This is a genomic window from Nocardioides sp., from assembly GCF_036267815.1.
Taxonomy (GTDB): domain Bacteria; phylum Actinomycetota; class Actinomycetes; order Propionibacteriales; family Nocardioidaceae; genus Nocardioides.
Genome location: NZ_DATAVI010000036.1, coordinates 76,018 through 99,401 on the forward strand (window position 1 = coordinate 76,018; position 23,384 = coordinate 99,401).

Below are 23,384 nucleotides of genomic sequence, written 5' to 3' on the forward strand. Positions count from 1 at the left end.
CCCGGTCCCGGGCTCCGCGGACCGGTTCGGTGCAGGATGGACACCGTGCCGACCTACATCGCGTTCCTGCGGGCCGTCAACCTCGGGGCGACGCGGAAGTTCTCCAAGGCGGCGATCGTGCGTGCCTGCGAGTCGGCGGGGTTCACCGACGTCGAGACCTACCTCAACACCGGCAACGTCAAGGTGACCACGCCGATGCGGAGCACCGCCAAGGTCGAGGCGGCCCTGGAGTCGGCCTTCGCCGAGGAGGCCGGCTTCGAGGTGCCGACGGTGGCGCTGACCCAGCAGGAGCTGCGCGACATCGCCGCCGACGCGGTGGAGCTGGGGGAGGGGCACGACGGGCGCTACTACGTGTCGCTGCTCAAGAAGGCGCCGATGAGGGCGACGGCGCGCCGGCTCGACGACGCGGGCAGGGCCGGCGAGCACGCGGTGGTGCGCGGTCGCGGTGCGCACCTCCTGCTCGGCGCCGACTACCACACCGCCAAGCTGTCCAACGCCGTGGTCGAGAAGCACCTCGGCGTCTCGACCAACCGCAACCTCAACGTCGTCCGCACCCTCGCCGAGAAGTGGGGCTGAGGGGCCACCCCCCTCTCCCGAAGCGCTCAGGCCAGGACGATGCCCGCCGCGGCCATCTCCGCCAGGGCCCTCGCGCTCGACTCGGCCGCGACGCCGACGCACAGGTGCCCGATCACGCGGGTGGCGAAGCCGGCCCGGCAGGCGTCCAGGGCGGTCGCCCGCACGCAGTAGTCGGTGGCGATGCCGCAGACGTCGAGCTCGTCGACAGCCTTGGCCCGGAGCCAGTCGGCGAGTGCGTCGCCGTCGACCGTGCGGCCCTCGAACGCGGAGTACGCCGCCTGGTGGTCGCCCTTGAGGAAGACCGCGTCGAACGGCTGAGGATCGAGGTTGGGATGGAAGGCCTCGCCGTCGGTGCCGACCCGGCAGTGCACCGGCCACGACTCGGCGAAGTCGGGTTCGGTCGACCAGTGGGCACCCGGGTCGACGTGGTGGTCCTTGCTCGCCACCACGACGTCGTACGCCGGTGCCTGGTCGTCGCCGCGGACCCAGTGGTGCAGCAGCTCGCCGATGTCGCTGGCGACCCGTGCTCCGCCGTCCACCGCGAGCGAGCCGCCCTCGCAGAAGTCGTTCTGCACGTCCACCACGATCAGCGCCCGGGTCATGGCCCGAGGGTATCGGCGCCCCGCCTGCCCGCCCCCGCCCCGGCCCCGACCCCCGCCCCCGGCCCCGGCCCCGGCCCCGGCCAGCCTTTAGAGGAAAACGCGGAAGAACGACACCCCGCGTCGGCGTGTCGGTGTCGTTCATCACCGGTTTCTTCGGCGGTGGCCGGGGCGGGCCGGCCCGAGCTGGATGGGGCACGGCACCGGTGTGCGTCCACTGTCGGCGCCGGAACGCGATATTCCCCAGGCCAGCGCCCGGCGGGACCGGTCGGGCACCCGACGGGCAGAGGCTCGGGCGATGGAGGACAGGGTGACGATCGGGCGCGAGCGCCGACGCGGGTGGGAGCGCGTGACGCACGGCGTCCACATCGAGACGGCAACCGCCGACGACGTCGCAGCCAGGCTGCGGGCGTGGCAGTACGCGCTTCCCCTCTGGTCGTCGTTCACCAGCCTCACCGCGGCCGGTCTTCGCGGCTGGTGGCTGCCGCCGCTTCCGAAGGGGCTCCCGCTCTTCGTCGCGGCGGGTCGGGCCGGTCGCATCGCGCGCCCGGGCCTGCGTGTATGCCGTCATGACACGCTGCCGCCCTGGGTGCTGGTCGAGGGTGTGCGAGTCGCGAAGCCCGCCGAGACAGTGCTGGCCTGCGCCCGCGACCTGTCTCTCCTCGACGTCGTGCTGGTCGGCGACGCTGCCTTGGCCCGGGGAGACGTCACGCTCGCCGAGCTGGTTGCGGAGTCACGACTGCGACGACGGGGTGCGCCCTTGCTCCGCAGGGCGATCCCACTGATGGACCCCCGCGCGGAGTCGATCTTCGAGAGTCTGCTCCGGGTCCTGCACGTCGTGTGCGGCATCGAGGTCGAGCCGCAGCACGTCGTCGTCGACGCTCAGGGTGAGTTCGTGGCTCGGGCTGACCTCATCGTCGTCGGCACCACGAGTATGCACGAGGTGGACGGGAGCGATCACCTCGAGCAGCGGCGGTACCGCAAGGACCTCGGCCGCCAGCGGCGCATCGTGGCCGCCGGCCATCAACGTCGTGGCTACACACCGCGCGACGTCCTCACCACCCCTGCCGCCATCGTCCGGGACGCTGACTTCGCTCTGGGCCGGGCACACGATCCGTCGCGACTCCAGGCGTGGTACGCGCTCCTCGGGGACTCGCTCTGGTCCGGTTCGGGGCAACGACGCCTCGAGCTGCGGCTCGGCCTCCGGGTTGAAACCGCGGAGGAACGACACTGATCCCGGGCATGTCGCTGTCGTTCTTCCGCGTTTTCTTCAGAGGGGGGCCGGAGGCAAGGCGGGTCGGGAGAGGTCATAGGAAGAGCGTCGGGATCACCGGCTCGCCGCGCGACATCTGCTGCGCGGCCTGGGGGAGCTCGGCACGCGAGGCCAGGTGTCGCTCGCGAGCGTCGTCGAGCGGCTCCCGGCCCACCACCTCGCCATCGCGCACGAGCGGCACGAGCAGCGCCCGGTCGTCGCCGTCGTCGACCGGCTCCTGGCCGATGCCGATCACCTCCGCCTCGGCGACCCCCGCGGGCGTGCGTCGGCGCAGGGCGTACTTGCGGCCCCCGACCGAGACCTTGTCGGTGCTGCGCTTGGCCACCCCGACCAGCTGCCCGTCGTCGCCCTCGCGGGCGACCAGCTTGTAGACGAAGCCGCAGGTCGGGTGTCCGGACCCGACCACCAGCTGGGTCCCGACGCCGTAGGCGTCGACAGGAGCGCTCGCGAGGGCAGCGATGGCGAACTCGTCGAGGTCGCTGGTGACCACGATCCGGGTCTGCGTGGCGCCGAGGGCGTCCAGCTGCGCGCGCACCTCGCCGGCGAGCGCGCCGAGGTCGCCGGAGTCGATCCGGACGGCGCCGAGCTCCGGGCCGGCGACCTGCACGCCGAGGGCGACGGCCTCGCGGATGTCGTAGGTGTCGACCAGGAGCGTGGTCCCGCGTCCCAGCGACGTCACCTGTGCCCGGAACGCGTCGGCCTCGCTGTCGTGCAGGAGGGTGAAGCTGTGGGCGCTGGTGCCGGCCGACGGCACGCCGTACCTCTGCCGGGCCGCGAGGTTGGACGTCGTCGCGAAGCCCGCGACGTAGGCGGCGCGGGCACTGGCCACCGCCGCCTCCTCATGGGTACGACGCGACCCCATCTCGATGCACGGCCGCTCGCCGGCGACCTGGGTCATCCGCGACGCGGCCGAGGCGATCGCCGAGTCGTGGTTGTAGATCGACAGCAGCACGGTCTCGAGCAGCACCGCCTCGGCGAAGGAGCCCTCGACGATCAGCAGCGGCGAGTGCGGGAAGTAGACCTCGCCCTCGGCGTACCCCCAGACGTCGCCGGTGAAGCGGTACGACGAGAGCCACGCGCGGGTGGGCTCGTCGACCACGCCGTCGAGGGCGTCGAGCACGTCGTCGTCGAAGCGGAACGCCGCCAAGGCGTCCAGCGCCCGGCCGACGCCGGCCACCACGCCGTAGCGCCGACCCTCGGGGAGGCGGCGTGGGAAGAGCTCGAAGACCGAACGCCGCTGGGCGGTGCCCGACCCGAGCGCGGCCTGGAGCATCGTGAGCTCGTAGTGGTCGGTCAGCAGGGCGGTCGACGCGGGCACGCGGCAAGCGTAGGGGTCGTGGCGGCGGCCGGGACGGCCGCGCCGCTGTGCCACCATGGGCGGATGGCGACGACGAGCCCGGTCGAGGCCGAGCCTGACCTGACGCCGGACGCGATCACGCTCGTCGACCGTCCCTGGGTGACCATCGTGTGGAACGACCCGGTCAACCTGATGAGCTATGTGACCTACGTGTTCCGCACCTACTTCGGCTACGCCGAGAAGAAGGCCGAGAAGCTGATGCTCGAGGTGCATCGCGACGGCAAGTCGGTGGTCAGCAACGGCAGCCGCGAGGAGATGGAGCGCGACGTCCAGGCGATGCACGAGTACGGCCTGTGGGCGACGCTGGAGAAGCAGTCGTGAGCGGGTTCACCCGCCATCGCCGCAGCGGCCGGGTCATCGCGACGTTCTCGGGCCTGGAGGCCGACCTGCTCCGCTCCTTCGCCTCCCAGCTGATCGAGCTCCTGCGCAACGAGGCCGCCGTCTCGCGCAAGCACGAGGACCCGCTGGAGGCGATGCTCAGCTTCGACGGGCCCACCACCGAGCCGGAGGATCCGGTGCTCGCGCGGCTGTTCCCCACCGCGTACCCCGGTGACGTCGAGGCGGCCGGGGAGTTCCGGCGCTTCACCGAGGGCTCGCTGCGCGACGGCAAGGCCGCCGGGGCCGCCGCCATCATCGACAGCCTGGAGGAAGCCGGCCTCCCGCCCCAGCTCGGACCCCAGCGAATCGTGATCGACGTCGAGCTCGAGCCGGCCGAGGCGCTGGTGTGGCTGAAGTCGTTCACCGACCTGCGGCTGGCCCTGGCGACCCGGCTCGGCATCGAGCAGGACGACGACGACCGCTGGCAGGCGCTGCCCGGCGACGACCCGCGCTCGCCGGCCTACGACGTGTACCAGTGGGTCGGCTACCTCCAGGAGACGCTGGTCGACGCGCTGGGCTGAGCCGTCGGGCTCCCTTGTCGAATGTCGGGGGGTCGTGTTTGGGTGAGGCCACCTGTCACCCGAACCGGAGGATCTCGTGAAGTCACCCTTCCACCTCAGCAAGAGCGCCGCGCGCACCACCACCGTGGCGATCGCGTCGGCTGCCGCCACCGCGGCCCTGACGATCCCGGGCCTGGCCCTGGCCCACGGCGGCCACGGCCACGGCGGCGCGGTCCCGGCGCCGCCCACCAACCCGACCAGCGACAGCCAGATCCAGAACATCGACCAGGTCAAGACCGCGATCAAGGCGTACTACGGCGACACCCTGACCACGACGCCGGACCCGGTCGACGCATCGACGATGCTCCACCAGTTCTCCGCGGACGGCGCCTACGCCCACCAGACCGAGCGGATCGCCGCCCGGGCCGGGCACTTCCTCGCGCACCGCGCCCACCACGCGAAGGGCCACAAGCACGGGCACGGCAGGCCGGCCGTCGTCTTCGACATCGACGACACGACGCTGAACACCTACAGCTACGAGATCTACAGCAGCTTCGTCTACGACCCGGCGTCCAACGCCGCGTTCGTCAACGCCGGCTCTGCGAGCGTCTTCCCGGCCGTGCCGGGCATGCCTGCCCTTGAGCGCAAGGCGATCAAGAAGGGCTACACGGTCTTCTTCCTGACCGGGCGCCCGATCACCCAGCTCACCGGCACCGAGGCCAACCTGACCGACGCGGGCTACACCTACGACGCCGCCGACCTCTACCTCAAGGACGCGAGCGGCGCCACGGAGCCGTGGCTCTCCTCGTGCGCACCGAGCTGCACGACCGTCCAGTACAAGTCGCTGACCCGCCAGCACATCGAGTCCCTGGGCTACCGGATCGTGGCCAACCTCGGTGACCAGTTCAGCGACCTCGAGGGTGGCTTCGCCAAGCACACGGTGAAGATGCCCAACCCGATGTACTTCCTGCCCTGACCCTCAGCTGAGGTCTCACCGCGCGCGGAGCCGAGGATCGCGCTGCCGATCCCGGACTTCATCCTCGAGCTCCGCGCGATGGTGGGCAGGCGTCCCCTGTGGCTGCGGGCGGCTCAGCCGCCGGCGGACGGGGGCGGTGACGGGACGACCCGAAGGGTGAGGTCGTCGACGACCCGGGTCGTCCAGCCGTGGGCGTATGCCGCCACCTCGGCCACCCATCGGGCGCGAGGGTCCCTGCCCGAGACGACCAGGCGCTCGCCGTCGTGCGACACCTCGGCACCCGTCAGGGCGGCCAGCAGGTCGCGAAGGTCGGTTGCCTCCGCCGGGGCGCCGTACGCCGCGCGGTCCTGGACCGAACCCCGCAGGGCCGCGACGACCGCGTCGCGGGCGCCGAGGCCGAACAGGTCGGCTGCCTCGGGACGAAGCAGCGCGGCGGCACCCGGCCCGTCGTCGCCGCGGGCCAGGACCAGGTCTCCGCGGCCGCGGACCACGACGAACGGCCGCCGGCCGAGCTTGCCCGCGGCCAGCTCGGCGGCCCCGGCCAGCTCGTCGGCGACGGCCGGTGCGGTCACGGCCAGGACGTTGCCGTAGGGGTCCACCCTCCCGACGTGGTCGTCGAGGACGCGGAGGCCGGCGGCGCCGATCGCGATGTCGGTCTGCCCCTCGCGCCAGGCTCGTCCCGCCGTGTCGCTCACGACCACGGCGACGTCGACCCCCGCTCGCTGACCGATCTCCAGCCGGAGGCCCCGTGCGGTGCGGTCGGGGTCGTCGGGGAGCAGCAGCACCCGACCGGGCGCGACGTTGGAGGCGTCGACCCCGGCCGCCGCCATCGTGAGCCCGAGCCGGTTGACCACGATGGACAGGCTCCCGCGGCGGGCGACCAGCCGGCGGGTCTCGCGGGCGACCGCCTCGGCGCGGTCGACGGCCACGGCGCGCCCCTCGGCCTTGCTGACGACCTTGCTGGTCACGCAGACCACGTCGCCGTCGGCGAGGTCTGCGCCATCGTGGGTGACGGCCAGCAGATGGGCGGCGAGGTCGTCGCCCTCGCCGACGTCACCGACCCCGTCGGGGGCCCAGATCGTGATCACAGGGGAGCCACCGCGCGCTCACGACACCAGGGAGACGGCGGCCGCCGCCATCGCGGCAGTCGCCTCGGGACTGGTCATCAGCAGCGGGACGGCGTGGCAGGCGATGCCGGCCGCGCGGACACCGGCGACCTCGTCGGCGTCCACCTCGTCGACCAGCCAGCCGTCGAGGAGGCCTCCGTCGGACCGGGGTCCGTAGTGTCGCGCCACCGCTCCGGCGCTGACCTCCACGCCGATCGAGGTGAGCAGCTGGTGGGCCATGCCGCGCACGTGGGTGCCGCCGACGATGGGGGACAGGCCGACGACCGGCGCCCGGGTGGCGACGAGCGCCTCCCGGACGCGGGGGACGCCGAGGATCGTGCCGACGCTGACCACGGGGTTGCTCGGGGGGATGACGACGAGGTCGGCGGCGGTGACCGCGTCGATCACCCCCGGACCGGGCGTGGAGTCCTCCAGGCCGACCACGACGACGGCCTCGGCCGGCACCTCGGCGTGCAGCCGCACCCAGTACTCCTGGAAGTGCACGACCCGCCGGCCGCTGGGCGAGTCGGGGTCGGAGATCGCGATGTGCGTCTCGACGCGGTCGTCGGTCATCGGCAGGAGGCGCAGCCCCTCGCCGTGGACCGGAGCCAGCCAGCGCCGACACAGCGCCTCGGTGACCTGGGAGAGCGGATAGCCGGCGTCCAGCAGCTGGGTGCGGACCAGGTGCGTCGCGAGGTCGCGGTCGCCCAGCCCGAACCACGTCGGCTCCACGCCGTACGCCGCGAGCTCGTCCTTGGCGTTCCACGTCTCGTCGCGCCGTCCCCAGCCGCGCTCGACGTCGATGCCGTCGCCGAGGGTGTACATGACGGTGTCGAGATCGGGGCAGATCTTGAGCCCGTGCAGCCACAGGTCGTCGGCGGTGTTGGCGACCACGGTCACCTGGGCGTCCGGGTCGACACCGGGAACCCGCCCGTGGCGAACGCCGTGCAGGAGCCCGCGCAGGAACGTCGCCCCGCCGACGCCACCGGAGAGCACGGTGATCTGGTGCATGCCGGTAGCCTGCCGCACCGGCCGGCCGGGGACGCCAGCGGGTGCTCGCGACTGTGGATCGGCGATGGCTGGGCGATGGCCAGGCGATGGCTAGGCGATGGCTGGGCCGTCTCGGCCCGTTCCCAATACCAGATCCTGCCTTGACTTCCGGTGTACGACAGGCGTGTAATTCCAACAGCGTGCTTCGGGCGGCCGGCTCGATCGAGCATCAGGTGGCCGGCCGGACACCAGTCTCATCACCGTCAGGGTCGACTACCACCACCAGGGTCGCAGCACCACGAGAGCCGCGACGCTCATGAAGGTTGAAAGGGCGAGCACCGTGAGGGAACTGTTTCTCCTCGACGCGGATGCCGAGGAAGCGGGATGGCAGGAGCGCGCCCTGTGCGCCCAGACCGACCCGGAGGCGTTCTTCCCCGAGAAGGGCGGCTCGACGAGGGAGGCCAAGAAGGTCTGCCTCACCTGCGACGTCCGTGACGACTGCCTCGAGTACGCCTTGATGAACGACGAGCGCTTCGGCATCTGGGGCGGCCTGTCGGAGCGCGAGCGCCGCAAGCTCAAGAAGCGCGCGGTCTGAGGCCTGCCTGACCGGCGGCCCCGACCGCACCGGTCCGGATTCGGGGAGCCCTTCGGTGGCCACTAGGGTGGGCCACCGTGCATCCGGCAGTCGTGGCTCTCGTCGTCAGCCACGACGGGGCCCGGTGGCTGCCCGCGGTCATCGACGGGCTCCGGTCCCAGACCGTCCCCGTGCGGCAGGTCGTCGCCGTGGACACCGGGAGCCGGGACGAGAGCGTCGACCTCCTGCTCGATGCCTTCGAGGAGGTCGTCACGCTGACGGGCCGTGCGGGCTACCCCGAGGCGGTGCGCACCGGCCTGGCGCAGGTCGCCCCCGAGGACGCGGAGTGGATCTGGCTGCTCCACGACGACAGCAACCCCGCCCCCGACGCCCTCGAGCGTCTGCTCGCCGTCGCGACGGTGGGTCACCGCGCCGACCACGGCGCCGACGTCCTGGGCCCCAAGCTCCGCGAGTGGCCCTCCCTGCGCCGCCTCCTCGAGGTCGGGGTCACGATCTCGGCGACCGGCCGTCGCGAGACCGGGCTCGAGCCCGGCGAGTACGACCAGGGCCAGCACGACGACGTCCGCGAGGTGCTCGCCGTCAACACCGCGGGCATGCTGGTACGCCGGCGGGTGCTCGACGACCTCGGTGGCTTCGACGAGAACCTGCCGATCTTCGGCAACGACATCGACTTCGGATGGCGGGCCGCCGCGCACGGGTACCGCACCGTGGCGGTGCCCGATGCCGTGGTCTTCCACGCCGAGGCCGCCCACCGCGGCACCCGGCGCACGCCGCTCACGGGCCGGCACACGCACTACCAGGAGCGCCGGGCGGCGCTCTACACGCTGCTGGTCAACGCCCCCGTCCGGGCTCTGCCGTGGCAGGTGGTGCGGCTCTTCTTCGGCACCCTGGTCCGGATGGCCGGCTTCCTCGTGGTCCGCTCGGCCGGCGAGGCGCTGGACGACCTCGCCGCGCTGTTCTCGGTCTACCTGAGCCCGGGCGAGCTCCGTCGGGGGCGCGCCACGCGAAGGGCGGCTCGCACCGACGGCGGGCCCGCGTCCGACCCGCGTCCGCTGCTCGCTCCCTGGTGGCTGCCCTACCGGCACGGCCTGGACGTCGTCGGAGACATCGTCAACGCGGCGTCCACCCAGGCCCAGGACGTCGCCGACCGACGCCGGGCCGCCAAGGAGACGGTGGCTCCGGTGTCGACCCGGCGCCCCGCCGTCGTCGACGACGAGACGCCCGAGGACACCGGGCTCGTCGCCCGGTTCTTCACCAACCCGCTCGCGCTGGCCCTGACGGTCGTGGTGGTCCTCGCGATCGTCGGTGCGCGCGAGGCGTTCGGACACGTCACCGGCGGCGGTCTCGCGCCCGCGCCGGAGCATGCCACCCAGCTCCTGGGGCTGTGGACCGAGTCGTGGCATCCGCTGGCGACCGGCACCGCGGTCCCGGCTCCGGCGTACGTCGCCGTGCTGGGCGTCCTGGGCTGGCTGCTCCGAGACAGCGGCGCCGCCGCGGTCTCGGCGGTCCTGCTGCTCGCCGTCCCGCTCGGTCTGTGGGGGGCGTGGCGGATGCTCCGGGTCGTGGGTCGCCTGGTCGACCCCGGCGGCTCGCCGCGGTGGCTGGTGGCTCTCGGGGCCGTGACCTACGCCCTGGTCCCGGTCACCTCGGGCGCCTTCGGCGACGGCCGGCTGGGGCTGGTCGCCGTCGCGGCGATCCTGCCGTTCCTGGCCCACGCCGCCCTGGGGTTCGGCGACCCCGAGAGCGAGCGCCGATGGCGCGCCGCGTGGCGCACGGGGCTGCTGCTGGCGATCGCGGCCGCCTTCGAGCCGGTCGCCTGGGCCTTCGCCCTGGTCCTGTCCGTGGTCGTGCTCGGCCTCGCCGCGGCCGTCACCCGGCGCCTGCCGCGCGGTCGCGAGGTCCTCGGCCCGCCGCTGGTGACACTCGGGGTCGCGCCGGTGGTGCTGCTGCCGTGGTGGCTGCCCGCGATCGCGCACCACGCCTGGTCCCTGCTGCTGATGGAGTCGGGCCGACAGCCCTACCCGTCGCTGGGCTCGACCGACCTGCTGGTCGGCCGCCTCGGTCCCGGCGTGGGCGGGCCCGGCTGGCTGGGCGCGATGCTCGTCGTGCTCGCCGCCCTGGCCGTCGTACCCCGGGCGACGCGCATCCCGGTGCTCGTGGCCTGGCTGGTGGGCGCCGTGGCGGCGATCACCGCGACCGGGCTGTCCGCGGTGCGCCTGCCCCTGCCCGGGGGCTCGGTCGCGCCCGGGATCGCGGTGCTGCTGCTCGTGCTGCACGGGTGCTTCGTGCTGGCCGCCATGCTGGGCGCCCAGGGCCTGGTGTCGATCCTGCGCCGGTCTCGTCGTGAGCACCACGAGGTGCTGCTGGTCGGGCTGGCGCTCGTCGCCGCGGTGATCCCGGCGGTGGGCCTGGGCTGGTTCGTGTGGCAGGGTCCGGGCGACCTCGCCAACGGCGAGAGCACCGGGATCCCGCCGTTCATGACCGACGAGGCGACCAGCGCGAGCGCCAACGGCATCCTGGTGATCCGCGGTGACGTCGCCCAGGGCCTCACCTACACCGTCCGGCGCGGAGCCGGCGACACCCTGGGGGAGAGCGAGATCCTCTACGCCGCGGCTCCCGATCCCGGCTTCGACGCCGACGTGCGGGCCCTGGTCTCGCGGCCGACGCCGACGGTGGTCCACGGCCTGGCGGAGGCCGGGATCCGCTACCTCGTCCTGCCGGCGCCGTACGACGGGTCGGTCGCGGCCGGCCTCGACGCCACCGACGGGCTCGGACAGGCCGGCACCGAGAGCCAGTCCACCCGGACGTGGCAGGTGGAGACCCCGGTCGACCCGCGGGCCGTCGCCGGACCGGGCTCGCTCCTGCGGACCGTGCTGCTCCTGGTCGGCACGGCCGGTCTGGTCGTCGTCCTGGTACTGACCCTGCCGACGCTGCGGGCCCGCCGCAGCTCCGACGAGGACGAGTCGTGAGCGCCGACGGGCGCGGCAGCGCCGGCCGGAGCGGGCGACGGGTCCGCGACGCCGAGGTCGTCCGGCGCCGGCGCACACCGCGGCTCGACCTGGTCAGCGCTCTGGCGGTCGTGGTGCCGCTGGTCACGGTCGGCGCGCTCGCCGGTGTCCGCCACCCGCCGGTGCACGACCAGACCCACCCGCCGTCGCTGACCAGCCTCACCGACTCCGCCATCGTCTGTCCCGGTGCCGTGCCGGCCGCGCCGGATGCCTGGGTGTCGACCGCCAGCGGGCACCAGGGCTCGGTCTCGGTGACCGCTGACGGTCGGCAGTCGTCGACTCCGGTGCGCAACGGGGTCCTCGCGCCGGTGCCCGCGGCCGGAGCCGTGGTGGTCCGGGGCAGCGATGCCTTGGCGCCCGGGCTGCTGGGCCTGCGCGCCGGGACGGCACCCCTGACCACCCAGACGTGCAGCGTGCCCGCCTCCGAGCAGTGGTTCACCGGCATCGGCTCGGGTCCCGAGCACGACTCGGTCATCGAGCTGGTGAACCCCGACTCCGGGCGAGCCGACGTCGACATCACGTTGTACGGCCGGCGCAGCTTCTCGGTCCGCAAGCTGCGCGGCATCACGATCCCGGCCCACCGCACGGTGAGCCTCGACCTCGGGGCGATCGTGCCCCGCCGGCTGGTGCTCTCCGCGCAGGTGCAGGTCTCGCGGGGCCGGCTCGCCGTCCACGTCCTCGACCGCCGGACGGACCTGACCACGCACAAGACCACCAGCGAGTGGCTGCCGCGCCAGGACGCGCCCGCCCTGGACAACCGCCTGATCGGGCTGCCCGCCGGCGTGGGGCGACGTACGCTCCAGATCGCCAACCCCAGCGAGGACCAGGTGCGGGCGCAGATCAAGGTCGTCACCGGCGACACGACCTTCGCGCCGGCGGGGCTCGACACCGTCAGCGTCCCACCCGGAACGACCGTCGAGGTGCCCCTGACCAAGGTCCTGGGCAAGGCGCTCCAGGACGGCGCGCTGGGGATCCGGGTGCTCGCGGACGGGCCGGTGACGGCGTCGGTGGCGACCCAGCTGGCCGGCGACGAGGCCCTCACCGTCGCCGACCCGGTGGTGCGCCACGAGGCCGCGACGCTGCTCCCGGTCGCGCCGGCGAAGCCCGTCCACGGCGGCGGGAAGCCGAGCCCGGTCACGGCCACCCTCTACCTGGCCGCGGACTCGGCGGGCGCCGCCCAGGTCACGGCCTACGACGCGAGCGGCAAGCAGCTGCTGAGCCAACGCGTCGCCCAGGCACTCGGCCAGACCGTGCGCGTCGCCCTCCCTGCCGAGACGGCGTTCCTGACAGTGGCGCCGCAGGGCACCGAGCTCCGCGGCTCGGTCGTGCTCACTGGCGACGGCGCCTCGGTGGTCCCGCTCAGTGAGCTGCTGACTCAGGGCCTGGTGCCCCAGATCGGCCCCGGTCTCAACTGAGCCTGTTGGGCTGAGCCTGTCGGGCTGGGGTCAGTCGTCGCGCCGGTAGCGCGGGTCGACGTCGTCGGCGTCGATGCCGAGCAGCTCGGCGACCTGCTCGACCAGCACCGTGAGCACCATCGCCTCGAGGTCGGCACGGGTCTCGCAGCGGTGCTCGATGGGACGCCGGAAGATCACCAGCCGCGTCGCGGTCGTGCCGTGCCCACGCACCAGGGAGGCCAGCGGCACGGTGTCGCCGGTCCAGTCTTCGGGCAGCTGGGGCGTGTCCTCGACGGCGTACTCGACCAGCCCGAGCCGCTCCTGCCACCGCGTGTCGATGTCGCGCACCGTCTCGAGCACCAGCTCGTCGAACCGCTCGCCGCGCGTCGGCAGCTCCGGGCGGCCCGGCTGGGTCGGCGTGATCGCGGGTCCGCGCATGCCCCGGCCGCGGCGGTCACGAACGCGCGAGCCGGCGGAGTGGGCGGGGGCCGGCGAGCTCACCCGGGTCAGGGTAGTCGACCGGCGCGCCGGGACGCCGTAGCCGCGAGCCGGGGGTACCGTCGGCGCCGTGACTCCCAGCCGGCGTTGCTCGCGCACCGCGTGCGACCGACCCGCAGTCACCACCTTGACCTATGTCTACGCCGACCAGACGGCCGTCGTCGGCCCTCTTGCGACCTACGCCGAGCCTCATTCCTACGACCTCTGCGAGGTCCACGGGGAGCGTCTGTCGGCACCCCGCGGCTGGGAGGTCATGCGCCTGGCGCCCGACCCGAGCAGCCTGCCGCCCTCGCAGGACGACCTGCTGGCCCTCGCCGACGCGGTCCGCGAGGCCGGCCGGCCCGCGCTCGCCGACGAGCCGGGGCTGGTGCACGCGACCCGTTCCCCCAGCCAGGTCGTGTCCGCGGGCGCCGGCCGCGAGACCGGCCGGCGCGGGCACCTGAGGGTGCTCACCTCCGAGTGAGCCGAGTACACCTAGGCTCGTCCCGTGCCGACCACTGACCGGGCGAACGTGCACGCCGTCTTCAAGGCCTACGACGTGCGCGGCACCGTGCCCGACCAGCTCGACGAGGAGCTCGCGCGTCGTACCGGCGCGGCGTTCGTGGCGGTGGCGGGCGCGTCGACGGTGGTCGTCGGGCACGACATGCGTCCGAGCTCGCCCTCGCTCGCGGCCGCGTTCGGGGAGGGTGTCGCCGCTGCCGGTGCCGACGTCGTGATGATCGGTCTGGCGTCCACCGACGAGCTCTACTTCGCCTCGGGCAGCCTGGGTCATCCGGGCGCGATGTTCACCGCGAGCCACAACCCCGCGGCGTACAACGGCATCAAGCTGTGTCGTGCCGGGGCACGGCCCGTGGGCGCCGACACCGGCCTGCACGCGATCCGCGACGCCGTGTCCGGCCCGCCGCCGGTGGCGGCCGCGGTTCGCGGAGCGGTCTGGCAGCGGGACGTGCTCGGGGCCTACGCCGACCACCTCGTCGGGCTCGCCCCGGTCGCGGGGCGCCGGCTCAAGGTCGTCGTCGACGCCGGCAACGGGATGGCCGGGCTGACCGCCCCGACCGTGCTCGGCCGACTGGACGCCGGCCCGGGCGGCGGGGTCGAGCTGGTGCCGATGTACTTCGAGCTCGACGGCACCTTCCCGCACCACGAGGCCAACCCGATCGACCCGGTCAACCTCGTCGACCTCCAGTCGCGGGTGCTCGTCGAGGGGGCCGACCTGGGGCTGGCGTTCGACGGAGACGCCGACCGCTGCTTCGTGGTCGACGAGCGCGGGCGCGCCGTGTCCCCGTCCACGCTCACTGCCCTGATCGCCGCCCGAGAGCTGGAGCGCGAGCCGGGCGCGACCGTGATCCACAACCTGATCACCAGCCGGTTCGTGCCCCAGCTCGTCACCGACCTGGGAGGGACGCCGGTCCGGACCAGGGTGGGACACTCGTTCATCAAGACGACGATGGCCCAGACCGATGCCGTGTTCGGCGGCGAGCACAGCGGCCACTTCTACTTCCGGGACTTCTGGCGGGCCGACTCCGGGATGCTGGCCGCCCTGCACACGCTTGCGGCGCTGGCCGCGACGGAGGCTCCGCTCTCGCAGCTCCTCGCCGACTACGAGCGCTACGTCGCCAGCGGTGAGGTCAACTCCGAGGTCGGTGACCCCGCGGCCGCCCAGGCCACGGTGGAGACGGCGTACGCCGACGTGCCGGGCGTCGAGCTCGACCGGCTCGACGGGCTGACGGTGACCGCCGCGACCTGGTGGTTCAACCTCCGGGCCTCCAACACCGAGCCGCTGCTGCGGCTCAACGTCGAGGGCGACGACGAGGCGACCATGACCCGGGTGCGCGACGATGTCCTCGCCCTGATCCAGAGCTCACCCAAGGAGGCGGCCGAGTGAACCTCGACCCCACGCTGATGGAGATCATCCGCTGTCCCGACGACCACGGGCTGCTCGAGCCGGTGGGCGAGGAGCTGGTCTGCCAGTCCTGCGGGCTGGCCTACCCCGTCCGAGACGACATCCCGGTCCTGCTGGTCGACGAGGCCCGCAGGCCGGGCTGAGCGCGAGACCCACCCACGATGGCCACCTGGTTCGACGAGTCCCGGCTGGACGACGAGGACGTCTTGGCGCGGTTCGACCTGCGCCTGCGCGAGCTCGCCGAGTCGGGTGCCCGGGTCCGCCGCGAGGCGGCCGAGTCCGAGAGCGGCATCGCCGCGGCGGTGGTGACCGCCCGCGATGCTCCGCGACCACGCGCGATCGTCGCCGCCGGCCCCGACTCCAGGCTGCTGCGCGCCGTGCTGGAGCCGTGGTGTCCGGTCCCCTTCGTCGCCTGGCCCGGCCCGGCGCTGCCGGGGTGGGCCGGCGGGCTCGACCTCGTCGTGGTGCTCGCGCCCGACGGCTCCGACCGGGCGACGGCGGCGGCGGTCGCCGAGGCGGTACGCCGTGGCTGTCAGGTGGTGGTGGCCTCGCCGGAGGGCTCGCTGGTCGCCCAGCACGCCGAGGGTCGCTGGTCGGCCATCGTGCCGACCGTGACGCGTGACCCGCTGGCCACGGCGGTGGTCGTCCTGGAGTACCTCGACCAGGTCGGTCTCGGCCCGCGCGCCGACCACGCCGACGTGGCCCGTGCCCTCGACGAGGTGGCCGTGGCCTGCTCGCCCCACCGTGACCTCGCGGTCAACCCCGGCAAGATGCTCGCGATCGCCCTGGCCGACACCAACCCGGTCGTGTGGGGCGGCTCGAGCCTCGCCGCGCGCGCCGCCCGGCGCGTCTCCGAGACGATCCGCCGGGCCTCGGGGCGCTCGGCGATCGCCGGAGATGCCGAGCACCTCCTGCCGCTGGTCGAGGCCGCTCGCCCCCGCGACGTCTTCGACGACCCCTTCGCCGAGGACGGCGGCGATGCGCGCCCGATGCTGCTGGTCTTCGACGACGGCGCCGACGACCCGGTCGTCCGCGAGGACCGCGACCGGCTCCTGGGGGCCGCAGCGGAGCACGGCGTCCGCGTCGAGACGCTGACCACCGATGCCGCGACCGAGGTCGCGAGATACGCATCGTTGGTGCTCAGCGGCCGGTACGGCGCGGAGTATCTCCGCCTCGGCCTCGTCGAGGAGTGACCCGGAGCCGGGCCAGGAGGCGGCGGACGCGTCCTTCCGGGGCGGTCCGACCACCCATCCGGGTAGTTGTCGGCCAGGGCCCTTCGGTGCTGGACTGCCCACAGGCGCGGGGGGTCTGCGCCGGGGGAGAGGGAAAAATGAAGCTAGGCAGAGGTTCATCGATGCTGGCCGGTGTCGCCGGTCTCGCGCTGGGTGCGGCCCTGGTGACCGCCGGCCCGGTGCAGGCGCTCGGTGCCCACCAGGGTCACCACCAGGGTCACCACCGGGGTCACCACCACGGTCGCGCCGTCTTCGTCTCGTCGAAGGGTGAGGCCCGCAACGGCGGCCGGGGCTGCCGGCACGCGGCGTACTCCGACATCCAGTCGGCGATCGAGGCGGCTCCCGCCGGCGGGAAGGTCGTCGTGTGCCGGGGCGTCTACGCCGTCAGCGTGACCGTCGACAAGCCGCTCACGCTCGCCGGGCGGCCGGGTGCCGTGATCGACGCCACCGGCTTCGGCTACGGCGTCGGCGTGACCGCGTCGTGGACGACGATTCGCGGCCTGACCGTCCGCAACGCCTCGGGCGACGACTCGACGATGCCCTACGACGGCATCATCACGGCCGGCTTCACCGACGCCGGCCCCGTTCCTGCCGACCACGTCACGATCGTCCACAACGTGGTGCGTGGCAACGCCGGCTCGGGCATCGACCTGAACAGCACGTCGGACTCGGTGGCCCGCGACAACATCGCGGTCGAGAACGGCGTCGGGATCAACGTCGCCGACGACCTGGGCGCGCCGGCACAGGGCAACCGCGTGGTGCACAACATCACCGACCGCAACTTCGGAGGCTGTGGCATCGCCCTGGCCGACCACACGGGCGCGGGGGTCATCGGCACCCTCGTCAAGGGCAACAGGTCCGACGACAACGGGCTCAGCACCGCGACGGCGCCGGACGCCTCGGCCGGCAGCGGGGTCATCCTGGCCAGCCCGATCCCGGGTGGAGTCGTCAAGGACAACGTCATCGTGGCCAACGAGTTCCACGGCAACGGTCACGGCGGCGTCGTGGTCCACTCCCACGTGCCGCACGTCGACGGCGTTCCCGACAGCGACTTCAGCGGCAACAAGGTCGTGCGCAACCTGATCGGGACCAACAACGTGCGCACCGACGAGTCAGACCTCGAGACCACCGGGATCTACCTCGGCAGTGCCACACCCATGCAGATCGCGATCCACGGCAACCTCATCCACGACAACACCTACGGGATCTTCACCGCGGGCGACGTCACGGTCCGCCATTGGCGCAACCACTTCGTGCGGGTGACCACGCGGCAGACGGGTGTCGCCACCTTCTGACCCGACCGAGCCGGACGGCCGCGCCGGCCTGAGCACCCTCAGGCCGGCGCGGCCCGTCCGGAGGTCTCGGGTCGGGAGGTCCCAGTAACGTTCGCGCCATGGCCACCGAGGGGAGCACCAAGGCAGTCGTCGCCGCGCTCCTGGCGAACTCCGGGATCGCCGTCACGAAGTTCCTGGCCTTCCTGCTCACCGGTGCCTCCTCGATGCTGGCCGAGTCGATCCACTCCGTCGCCGACTCGGGGAACCAGGCGCTCCTGCTGCTCGGCGGTCGCAGGTCGCGACGGGCGCCGAGTGAAGAGCACCCGTTCGGCTACGGCCGCGAGCGCTACGTCTACGCGTTCATCGTCTCGATCGTGCTGTTCAGCGTCGGCGGGCTGTTCGCGCTCTACGAGGCCTACCACAAGGCCCACGAGCTCCACCGAGCCCACGGGCACCCCCACGACTCGCTGCTGGACAGCCGGTGGGCCTGGGTCCCGATCGTCGTGCTGCTCGCCGCGATCGTGATGGAGGGCCTGTCGTTCCGCACCGCGATCCGCGAGGCGGACCGCGTGCGCGGCGAGGCGTCGTTCGTCCAGTTCGTACGTCGTGCGAAGGGGCCCGAGCTCCCGGTGATCCTGTTGGAGGACTTCGCGGCGCTGTGCGGGCTGGTCTTCGCGCTCCTGGGCGTGGGTCTGTCGCTGCTGACCAGCAACCTGTGGTGGGACGTCGTCGGGACGGCGCTGATCGGGCTGCTCCTGGTGGTGGTCGCGGTGGTGCTGGGCGTCGAGACCAAGAGCCTGCTCCTCGGCGAGGGCGCCTCCGCGGCCGCGGTGCGCCGCATCGTCGACGCGGTCGACTCCACCGACGGCATCGACGGTGTCGTCCATCTCAAGACGATGCACCTGGGGCCCGACGAGCTCCTGGTGGCGGCCAAGATCGCCGTCCCCCCGGAGGCCACGGCGCGCGCGATCGCCGAGGCCATCGACGCCGCCGAGGCCGCGATCCGCGCGGTCGAGCCGATCGCGCGCGTCATCTACCTCGAGCCCGACATCGCCCGCGTCCCCTCCTGACGTCCGCCGACCGTCGCTCGCGGCGTGGTCGGGCGTGCACAATGCGATCGTGAGCAGCAAGCGCCCTCCTCGATGGGCCCTCGCCGGCGGCGGCGTCGTCGCGGCGGTGGCCTTCGCGGTCTACGTCTGGGGTGGGTACGCCGGCGGGTGGTCGTGGACCGGTCTCTCGTCCCAGGTGACGCTGTGGGACTGGCTGGAAGGCCTCGCGCTGCCCGTCACGGTCGCGCTGCTGCCGCTCATGCTCCGTCATCGCGAGCGGCTCCACCGTCGGCACAAGGCCGCGGCACTGCTGGGGCTCGTCGTCTTCGCCGCGCTCGTGCTGGCCGGCTACCTCGTGCCGATGTCGTGGACGGGGTTCACCGGCAACACCCTGTGGGACTGGCTCGGTCTGGCCCTGCTCCCGGCCGTGGTGGCGACCTCCACGCTGTGGCACGCGCCGCCACGATGGACCGCACGGCACGTCGGGCTGTTGACCAGCGGCACCGTGCTCGCGGGCGTCCTGGTGGCACTGGGCTACCTCGTCCCCTGGACGTGGACCGGCTTCACGGGCAACACCGCATGGGACTGGATCAAGCTCCTGCTGCTTCCGATCCTGCTCCCGATCTTCGTCGTGCCGCGCCTGGTGCGAGCCTCCGAGCGCTGGGCGACCGCACCACCACCGTGAGCCCGCCGGTCAGCCGAGGAGCTGCTGGACCATCGCGGCGAAGGCCCTGTCGACCGCGGAGTCGGTGGGGATGTAGTTGTGGCTCCCCGAGTCGTCACGGAACCAGATCACCGAGCTGATGTCGTCGCTCTTCATCGCGGCGGGGACGCCGTCGAAGAAGTTGACCTGGGTCTGCGAGTCGAACGTCTTGCCGTCGGAGCCCTTGTCGGTCTTGATCCCCGTCTCGAGGATGTGGCGCGAGATGTTCCCGTAGCCGTAGGGCACGAGCACGTTGTTGATGAAGCGGGAGAACAACGCCGTCGCGGTCTCGGTGGGCGCGTACGAGCCGGTCATGTAGGGATCCCAGCCGACGTTGTCGAGCTTGGACACCGCCGGCAGGAACGACGCCTCGGTGGCCGCGTCCTTGAAGCCCGCGAGCCAGACCAGCGACTGGACCCGCTTGGAGTTGGCGTGGATCAGGTCGGCGAAGTGGTTGGCCGCCGCCACGTACTGCGCCGGCGTCTGGCCGGCGGCGACGCCGCCACCGCCGGTGTAGTTGGCGTCGGGCTCCACGTCGAGGGAGAGCAGCACGCGGGTGTTCAAGGCGTCCAGAGACTTGACCAGGGTGACGATCTGAGAGTCGTAGGTGCCCTTGGCGATCGCGGTCCAGGTCGCATACGACCCGCTCGAGATCTTCGTCTGCAAGGCGACCTGGATCTGCCGGCCCTGGGCCGCGTAGGTCTTCATCAGGGCCGGGACCTTCTGCTCGAAGTTGAGGTAGAAGGACGCGGCGTTCGGCTGGACCCGCCAGCTCGAGGTGTAGGCGTCAAGACCCGAGTTGTTCCCGGCCATGTAGACACCGATGTCAGGCTGCGTCCCGGCCGGGCTGCTGGTCGAGCTGGTCGGCCCGGAGGGGCTGGTGGGAGCCGTCGTCGGACCCGTGGTCGGATGCGTCGTCGGCCCGCTGGTCGGCTGTGTCGGCCGGGTCGGAGCAGACGTCGGAGTCCTCGTCGGGGCGGTGCGGGTCGGCCGACCCGTGATCGGCTTGCTGGGCCCGATGGGTCTGATCGGGTGGTGCCGGTGGTACCGGTCGGTCAGGGCGCCGGTCTGGGAGATCACGCCTCCGGTGACGACCAGAACCACCGTGACCAGGACGGCGGCGGTCCCGAGCGCGGTGAGCCCGGCGCTGATCTGGGCACGACGAGGGCCAGGGGCCCGATGCTTGCGGCGGGGGTACTGAAGCATGTGTTAGTGAGGTCCCTTCCACACCGGAAAGTGCGTTCCCGGCTTCCCTTGCCCCCGCTCCGGTCTTTACCTCTATCACAGACCGTGATCGTTTTGTGATCTCAGGGAGCAACACCTGGTTCGTGTCTCGCCACAGGACTAACCTGCCGTCATGCGTCACCACTCTGGCCACATATGAGTCGGGGCCGAGGCCCGGCGCCGCCGCTTCGTGGCGCACGTCCTCGGCTACCACGCCTCGCGCGACTTCGTGCCGCTCTACGCGGTGTACGCCCTGCTGTTCGCCGACCGTGGCATCGGCGCGGCGCAGATCTCGGTGCTCTTCCTGGTCTGGTCGTTGACGGGCTTCGTGTGCGAGGTGCCGTCCGGCGCCTGGGCCGACACCTACGACCGCCGTCGGCTCCTCGTGGTCTCGGCTGCTGTCTACGCCGTCGGCTTCTCCCTGTGGATGCTGTGGCAGACCTTCACCGGCTTCGCGCTCGGGTTCGTCTGCTGGGGCCTGTCGAGCGCGCTGGTGTCGGGCACCTTCGAGTCGCTGGTCTACGACGAGCTGGTCGAGCGCGGCGAGCGCGGTGACTACCCCCGGCTGATCGGGTGGGCCCAGTCCACCGCGATGCTGGCCAACCTCGCGGCCACGGCGTCCGCGGCGCTGCTGCTGCACGTCGACGGCTACCGCGCGGTCGGCTGGGTCTCGGTGGGCTTCGCCGGAGTCCAGGGTCTGCTCGCCGCCACGCTGCCCGTCTCCCAGCGGGCGCGCCACGCGGCGGATCCGGTCGAGGCGGGCGAGGCGGCCTCCCGGTACCTCCGCATGCTGCGGGCGGGCCTCGCCGAGTCCCGGCGGCACCCCGATGTTCGGCGGGTCCTGCTCCTGGCCTCGGCCATGGTCGGCCTCACCGCCTACGACGAGTACTTCCCGCTCGTGGCCAGGGCCCATCACGTCGAGACGACCGTCGTGCCGGTGCTCGTCGCGGTGACCGTCACCGGCCAGGCGGTCGGCACCGCGCTCACGGGGCGCTCGGCCCGGCTACGAGCCGGGGCCGTCGGGGCCCTCCTCGGAGCCGGAGCGGTGCTGGTCTCGGTCGGCGCGCTGGTCACGCCGTACGCCGGCTTCGTCGCCATCGGCGTCGGGTACGGGATGCTCAACAACGCGATGCTCGTCGGCGAGACGAGGCTCCAGGACGCCATCACCGGACCCGCTCGGGCGACCGTCACCAGCGTGCTCGGCCTGCTCGAGGAGGTGGTCGCGCTGTCGGTGTACGCCGCGTTCGCCCTGGGATCGCACCTGCTCGGCTTCCCCGCGCTGGTCGCCCTGCTCGGGGTTCCGACGGCGATCGTGGCGCTGGCCGTGGCCCGCTGGCTGCCGGCACGAGACGACGTCGTCGGGGTCGTCGGGGATTCTTCGGCTGGCGTTTCCCAGTTCTAGGCTCGTCGTGCGCGGCCGCACACCAGCGGCCGGGAGCACGGGAGGCAGTCACATGGACTACAGGGTCGCGGACCTGAGTCTGGCCGAGTTCGGCCGGACCGAGATCACTCTGGCCGAGCACGAGATGCCCGGTCTGATGGCGATGCGCGCACGCTTCGGTGACAGCAGGCCCCTGGCCGGCGCCAGGATCGCCGGATCCCTGCACATGACGATCCAGACCGCCGTGCTCATCGAGACCCTGGTCGCCCTCGGCGCCGAGGTGCGCTGGGCCTCCTGCAACATCTTCTCCACCCAGGACCACGCGGCCGCGGCGGTCGTCGTCGGTCCCCACGGCACCGTCGAGGACCCCGCGGGCGTGCCCGTCTTCGCCTGGAAGGGCGAGACCCTGGAGGAGTACTGGTGGTGCACCCAGCAGATCCTCGACTGGCCGACCGTCGACGGGCAGAGCACGTTCGCCACGATGATCCTCGACGACGGCGGCGACGCGACGCTCCTGGTCCACCTCGGTCTCGACATGGAGAAGAACGGCGTGGCCCCTGACCCGGCGTCCGCCACGAGCCACGAGCAGCAGGTCATCTTCGGGGTGCTGAAGCAGTCGCTGGCCCAGAGCGACGACCGCTGGACCAGGATCGCCGAGCAGATCCAGGGCGTCACCGAGGAGACCACCACCGGCGTGCACCGGCTCTACGACATGATGAAGGAGGGCTCGCTGCTCTTCCCGGCCATCAACGTCAACGACTCGGTCACCAAGTCGAAGTTCGACAACAAGTACGGCGTGCGGCACTCCCTCATCGACGGGCTCAACCGGGGCACCGATGTCATGATCGGCGGCAAGATGGCCGTCGTGCTCGGCTACGGCGATGTCGGCAAGGGCTGTGTCGAGTCGCTGCGCGGCCAGGGGGCGCGTGTGGTCGTCACCGAGATCGACCCGATCTGCGCGCTGCAGGCGGCGATGGACGGGCTCGAGGTCGTCACGCTCGAAGACGTCGTGGGCAAGGCTGACATCTTCGTCACCACGACCGGCAACAAGGACATCATCATGGCCGAGCACATGACCCAGATGAAGCACCAGGCAATCGTCGGCAACATCGGCCACTTCGACAACGAGATCGACATGGCCGGGCTGGCCAAGGTGCCCGGCGTGCAGAAGATCGAGGTCAAGCCGCAGGTGCACGAGTGGCGCTTCGCCGACGGCCACTCGATCATCGTGCTGTCCGAGGGGCGGCTGCTCAACCTCGGCAACGCCACCGGTCACCCGTCGTTCGTGATGAGCGCGTCGTTCTCGAACCAGACCATCGCCCAGATCGAGATCACCAAGAACCCCGACGCCTACATAGTCGACGGCAA

General features: G+C 72.5%; 23 protein-coding genes. 17 read left to right on the top strand and 6 right to left on the bottom strand.

Features of this window, described 5'->3' with window-relative positions; all coding sequences use genetic code 11:
* Positions 1-36 precede the first annotated feature (36 nt).
* The gene (locus VHW64_RS07045) at positions 37-576 is read left to right on the top strand and encodes a DUF1697 domain-containing protein (protein ID WP_329649813.1); all 540 of its coding nucleotides are present in this window, start codon (positions 37-39) and stop codon (positions 574-576) included.
* Between the two features lie 26 nt (positions 577-602).
* Here the strand turns inward: VHW64_RS07045 and VHW64_RS07050 are convergent, their stop codons facing one another.
* A complete protein-coding gene (locus VHW64_RS07050; protein WP_329649814.1) occupies positions 603-1,178 on the bottom strand; it encodes an isochorismatase family protein in 576 nt (191 codons plus the stop codon).
* A gap of 295 nt (positions 1,179-1,473) precedes the next feature.
* On the opposite strand from VHW64_RS07050, the gene VHW64_RS07055 reads away from it, so the two are divergent.
* Complete coding sequence (locus VHW64_RS07055) at positions 1,474-2,409, top strand: hypothetical protein (RefSeq protein ID WP_329649815.1); 936 nt, start codon at positions 1,474-1,476, stop codon at positions 2,407-2,409.
* Between the two features lie 73 nt (positions 2,410-2,482).
* On the opposite strand, the gene VHW64_RS07060 is transcribed toward VHW64_RS07055, so the two are convergent.
* Positions 2,483-3,766 carry a nicotinate phosphoribosyltransferase gene (locus tag VHW64_RS07060; protein WP_329649816.1) on the bottom strand — a complete coding sequence of 428 codons (1,284 nt, stop codon included), beginning with the start codon at positions 3,764-3,766 and terminating at the stop codon, positions 2,483-2,485.
* A 63-nt stretch (positions 3,767-3,829) separates the two neighbouring features.
* Here VHW64_RS07060 and clpS point away from each other — a divergent pair, with 63 nt between their 5' ends.
* The 3 genes from clpS to VHW64_RS07075 all read left to right on the top strand — a co-directional run bounded on the left by clpS (position 3,830) and on the right by VHW64_RS07075 (position 5,659).
* On the top strand, positions 3,830-4,126 hold the full coding sequence (gene clpS, locus VHW64_RS07065) for an ATP-dependent Clp protease adapter ClpS (RefSeq protein WP_329649817.1): 297 nt from the start codon (positions 3,830-3,832) through the stop codon (positions 4,124-4,126).
* Positions 4,123-4,704, top strand: a complete 582-nt coding sequence (locus tag VHW64_RS07070) for a DUF2017 domain-containing protein (RefSeq protein WP_329649818.1) — start codon at positions 4,123-4,125, stop codon at positions 4,702-4,704. The genes clpS and VHW64_RS07070 overlap by 4 nt, the downstream gene beginning before the upstream one ends.
* 76 nt (positions 4,705-4,780) lie before the next feature.
* Positions 4,781-5,659 (top strand): HAD family acid phosphatase, encoded by an 879-nt coding sequence (locus VHW64_RS07075; RefSeq protein ID WP_329649819.1) that lies wholly within the window; start codon positions 4,781-4,783, stop codon positions 5,657-5,659.
* A gap of 113 nt (positions 5,660-5,772) precedes the next feature.
* On the opposite strand, the gene cofE is transcribed toward VHW64_RS07075, so the two are convergent.
* Both cofE and cofD read right to left on the bottom strand, forming a co-directional pair.
* Complete coding sequence (gene cofE / locus VHW64_RS07080; RefSeq protein WP_329649820.1) at positions 5,773-6,747, bottom strand: coenzyme F420-0:L-glutamate ligase; 975 nt, start codon at positions 6,745-6,747, stop codon at positions 5,773-5,775.
* Between the two features lie 18 nt (positions 6,748-6,765).
* Positions 6,766-7,776 (bottom strand): 2-phospho-L-lactate transferase, encoded by a 1,011-nt coding sequence (gene cofD / locus VHW64_RS07085; RefSeq protein WP_329649821.1) that lies wholly within the window; start codon positions 7,774-7,776, stop codon positions 6,766-6,768.
* A gap of 295 nt (positions 7,777-8,071) precedes the next feature.
* Between cofD and VHW64_RS07090 the strand changes: the two genes are divergently transcribed.
* The 3 genes from VHW64_RS07090 to VHW64_RS07100 all read left to right on the top strand — a co-directional run bounded on the left by VHW64_RS07090 (position 8,072) and on the right by VHW64_RS07100 (position 12,773).
* Complete coding sequence (locus VHW64_RS07090; protein ID WP_329649822.1) at positions 8,072-8,350, top strand: WhiB family transcriptional regulator; 279 nt, start codon at positions 8,072-8,074, stop codon at positions 8,348-8,350.
* A 77-nt stretch (positions 8,351-8,427) separates the two neighbouring features.
* Positions 8,428-11,319 carry a glycosyltransferase family 2 protein gene (locus tag VHW64_RS07095; RefSeq protein ID WP_329649823.1) on the top strand — a complete coding sequence of 964 codons (2,892 nt, stop codon included), beginning with the start codon at positions 8,428-8,430 and terminating at the stop codon, positions 11,317-11,319.
* Positions 11,316-12,773, top strand: a complete 1,458-nt coding sequence (locus tag VHW64_RS07100; protein ID WP_329649824.1) for a DUF5719 family protein — start codon at positions 11,316-11,318, stop codon at positions 12,771-12,773. The genes VHW64_RS07095 and VHW64_RS07100 overlap by 4 nt, the downstream gene beginning before the upstream one ends.
* A gap of 30 nt (positions 12,774-12,803) precedes the next feature.
* On the opposite strand, the gene VHW64_RS07105 is transcribed toward VHW64_RS07100, so the two are convergent.
* On the bottom strand, positions 12,804-13,253 hold the full coding sequence (locus VHW64_RS07105; RefSeq protein ID WP_329649825.1) for a metallopeptidase family protein: 450 nt from the start codon (positions 13,251-13,253) through the stop codon (positions 12,804-12,806).
* A 67-nt stretch (positions 13,254-13,320) separates the two neighbouring features.
* Between VHW64_RS07105 and VHW64_RS07110 the strand changes: the two genes are divergently transcribed.
* The 7 genes from VHW64_RS07110 to VHW64_RS07140 all read left to right on the top strand — a co-directional run bounded on the left by VHW64_RS07110 (position 13,321) and on the right by VHW64_RS07140 (position 19,393).
* Positions 13,321-13,713, top strand: coding sequence for a DUF3499 domain-containing protein (locus tag VHW64_RS07110; protein ID WP_329649826.1), 393 nt, complete (start codon positions 13,321-13,323; stop codon positions 13,711-13,713).
* A 24-nt stretch (positions 13,714-13,737) separates the two neighbouring features.
* A complete protein-coding gene (locus VHW64_RS07115) occupies positions 13,738-15,135 on the top strand; it encodes a phosphomannomutase/phosphoglucomutase (RefSeq protein ID WP_329649827.1) in 1,398 nt (465 codons plus the stop codon).
* A gap of 17 nt (positions 15,136-15,152) precedes the next feature.
* Complete coding sequence (locus tag VHW64_RS07120; protein ID WP_414690467.1) at positions 15,153-15,296, top strand: Trm112 family protein; 144 nt, start codon at positions 15,153-15,155, stop codon at positions 15,294-15,296.
* A gap of 18 nt (positions 15,297-15,314) precedes the next feature.
* Positions 15,315-16,346 carry an SIS domain-containing protein gene (locus tag VHW64_RS07125; protein WP_329649829.1) on the top strand — a complete coding sequence of 344 codons (1,032 nt, stop codon included), beginning with the start codon at positions 15,315-15,317 and terminating at the stop codon, positions 16,344-16,346.
* A gap of 161 nt (positions 16,347-16,507) precedes the next feature.
* A complete protein-coding gene (locus VHW64_RS07130) occupies positions 16,508-17,680 on the top strand; it encodes a hypothetical protein (protein WP_329649830.1) in 1,173 nt (390 codons plus the stop codon).
* A gap of 98 nt (positions 17,681-17,778) precedes the next feature.
* Positions 17,779-18,729, top strand: coding sequence for a cation diffusion facilitator family transporter (locus VHW64_RS07135; protein ID WP_329649831.1), 951 nt, complete (start codon positions 17,779-17,781; stop codon positions 18,727-18,729).
* A 49-nt stretch (positions 18,730-18,778) separates the two neighbouring features.
* Positions 18,779-19,393 carry a hypothetical protein gene (locus VHW64_RS07140; protein ID WP_329649832.1) on the top strand — a complete coding sequence of 205 codons (615 nt, stop codon included), beginning with the start codon at positions 18,779-18,781 and terminating at the stop codon, positions 19,391-19,393.
* Between the two features lie 9 nt (positions 19,394-19,402).
* Here VHW64_RS07140 and VHW64_RS07145 read toward each other — a convergent pair whose 3' ends face one another.
* The gene (locus VHW64_RS07145) at positions 19,403-20,617 is read right to left on the bottom strand and encodes a hypothetical protein (RefSeq protein ID WP_329649833.1); all 1,215 of its coding nucleotides are present in this window, start codon (positions 20,615-20,617) and stop codon (positions 19,403-19,405) included.
* Between the two features lie 208 nt (positions 20,618-20,825).
* Between VHW64_RS07145 and VHW64_RS07150 the strand changes: the two genes are divergently transcribed.
* Positions 20,826-22,037 carry an MFS transporter gene (locus VHW64_RS07150; RefSeq protein WP_329649834.1) on the top strand — a complete coding sequence of 404 codons (1,212 nt, stop codon included), beginning with the start codon at positions 20,826-20,828 and terminating at the stop codon, positions 22,035-22,037.
* A gap of 52 nt (positions 22,038-22,089) precedes the next feature.
* Positions 22,090-23,384, top strand: a 1,295-nt coding sequence (ahcY, locus tag VHW64_RS07155; protein ID WP_329649835.1) for an adenosylhomocysteinase, incomplete at its 3' end; no start/stop codon positions are given.

Coding starts and splice junctions, on each gene's coding strand:
- VHW64_RS07045 (WP_329649813.1), top strand. CDS start 37: ATGGACACCGTGCCGACCTACATCGCGTTCCTGCGGGCCGTCAACCTC.
- VHW64_RS07050 (WP_329649814.1), bottom strand. CDS start 1,178: ATGACCCGGGCGCTGATCGTGGTGGACGTGCAGAACGACTTCTGCGAG.
- VHW64_RS07055 (WP_329649815.1), top strand. CDS start 1,474: ATGGAGGACAGGGTGACGATCGGGCGCGAGCGCCGACGCGGGTGGGAG.
- clpS (WP_329649817.1), top strand. CDS start 3,830: ATGGCGACGACGAGCCCGGTCGAGGCCGAGCCTGACCTGACGCCGGAC.
- cofD (WP_329649821.1), bottom strand. CDS start 7,776: ATGCACCAGATCACCGTGCTCTCCGGTGGCGTCGGCGGGGCGACGTTC.
- VHW64_RS07090 (WP_329649822.1), top strand. CDS start 8,072: ATGAAGGTTGAAAGGGCGAGCACCGTGAGGGAACTGTTTCTCCTCGAC.
- VHW64_RS07120 (WP_414690467.1), top strand. CDS start 15,153: ATGGAGATCATCCGCTGTCCCGACGACCACGGGCTGCTCGAGCCGGTG.
- VHW64_RS07125 (WP_329649829.1), top strand. CDS start 15,315: ATGGCCACCTGGTTCGACGAGTCCCGGCTGGACGACGAGGACGTCTTG.
- VHW64_RS07130 (WP_329649830.1), top strand. CDS start 16,508: ATGCTGGCCGGTGTCGCCGGTCTCGCGCTGGGTGCGGCCCTGGTGACC.
- VHW64_RS07135 (WP_329649831.1), top strand. CDS start 17,779: ATGGCCACCGAGGGGAGCACCAAGGCAGTCGTCGCCGCGCTCCTGGCG.
- VHW64_RS07145 (WP_329649833.1), bottom strand. CDS start 20,617: ATGCTTCAGTACCCCCGCCGCAAGCATCGGGCCCCTGGCCCTCGTCGT.